The organism is Bradyrhizobium sp. (assembly GCF_049581145.1).
Lineage (GTDB): Bacteria > Pseudomonadota > Alphaproteobacteria > Rhizobiales > Xanthobacteraceae > Bradyrhizobium.
The window spans coordinates 1-1,511 of record NZ_JBAURI010000505.1 but is presented as its reverse complement, the minus strand read 5'-3'; the positions used below and the strand labels follow the sequence as shown (position 1 = coordinate 1,511).

Genomic DNA, 1,511 nt, shown 5'->3' with positions numbered 1-1,511 from the left:
GCGCCGGATCGAGCCCGTCGGCGGTGGAATATTCGTCGAGCAATTGCTCGAGCCGGACCAGGTTCTGCGGCAGCGTCGACGCGGCGAGCGGCGGCGGCAGATGGCCGATCGTGACCGCGCCGATCCGCCGCTTGGCCTGCGCCGCCTCGCCGGGATCATTGACGATGAAGGGGTAGATCACAGGCAACCCGCCGGTCAGCGCTTCCGGCCAGCACGACTCCGACAGCGCCACCGACTTGCCCGGCAGCCATTCCAGCGTGCCATGCGCGCCCATATGAATCAGGGCGTCAATGCTTTGGCTCCTCAGCCACAGATAAAAAGCGACATAGCCATGGCGGGGCGTGCGCGAGAGGTCGTGGTAGTCGGCGTCCCGCTGGCCGGTTTCGCCGCGCTCGGGCTGCACGGCGATGACGGCCTTGCCGCGGCGGAGGGCGGCGAAGCGAAACGCGCCGTCACGCACCAGGGGATCGCTCTCCGGCACGCCCCATACCTTGGCGACGTCGTCCTGCAGTTGCGGAGCAAGCGTTGCCAGCGCGGCGCGGTAGTCACCGACGCTCCACCTCATGTCGGCTTCGCCGAGGGCCTGCCCCAGCAAACGGCCACTCGCGACGTCGAAGCCGCACGTCAACAGATCGCTCAGCAGCGTTTCAGCCGAGGCGAGCGCGTCCAGCCCGACTGCATGCGCAATCTGGTGCGGACGGCCGGGATAGCTCGACAGCACGATTGCCAGCCGCTTGTCACAGGCCGGTATCTGCGCCAGCCGATGCCAGGATGATATCCGTTCGACCACGGCGTCGACGCGTCTCTCGTCGGGCTGATGCGCGAGGCGCGCGAACTGCAGATCGGCATCGCGGGCGTCCGGCGACTTGAAGCTGACCACGCCGGCAAAGATCCGCCCATCCACTTCGGGCAATACCACATGCATCGCGAGATCGGCGGCCGACAGACCGCGGAGCGAAGCCGCCCAATCCTCCCGCCGCGCCGTCGACAACGCGACCTGGAACACCGGACAGGCGACGGCATCGAATGGCGTCGCCCCGCCATCGGAGATCGCCGAGAACGCGGTCGCGTTCACGATTGCAGCCGGCGGGCGTCGCTCAAAATGAGCGCGCAGCCAATCGTCAATGCCAGGCGCTTTCAGCGAGGGCGCGAAAGCGCCATAGGCGTCAAACCCTCGCTGCCGCAGGCTTCCGATCAGCGCGTCGACGGGACCGGTGTCCGCCGCGGCGAGATAGGACCGGTAGAACGTGACGAGCGCGTGCGGCCGGCCATCGGAGAGCGGCAAACCATCGAGCGCGCCGTGCGCCGGATCGTAGAAACCCAGCGCGGGGATGTCGACGTTTCCCAGCACTGGCCCGGCATAGAGGCCTGACGCCAGCGCGAGCTGGGCGATCGCGGCCTGCGCCGCCACGGCGCCACCGGTGTCGCAGAGCAGCTTGAGTTGCCGCAAGGCGGAGCGAGGCAGTGTCGATAGCGCATCGAGGCCGGGGTCGTCGCGGCCGTCCGCCGGC

General features: G+C 68.6%; 1 protein-coding gene. It reads right to left on the bottom strand.

Features of this window, described 5'->3' with window-relative positions; all coding sequences use genetic code 11:
* On the bottom strand, positions 1-1,511 hold a 1,511-nt coding region (locus WCB02_RS16685; RefSeq protein WP_423959621.1), incomplete at both ends, for a cobaltochelatase subunit CobN.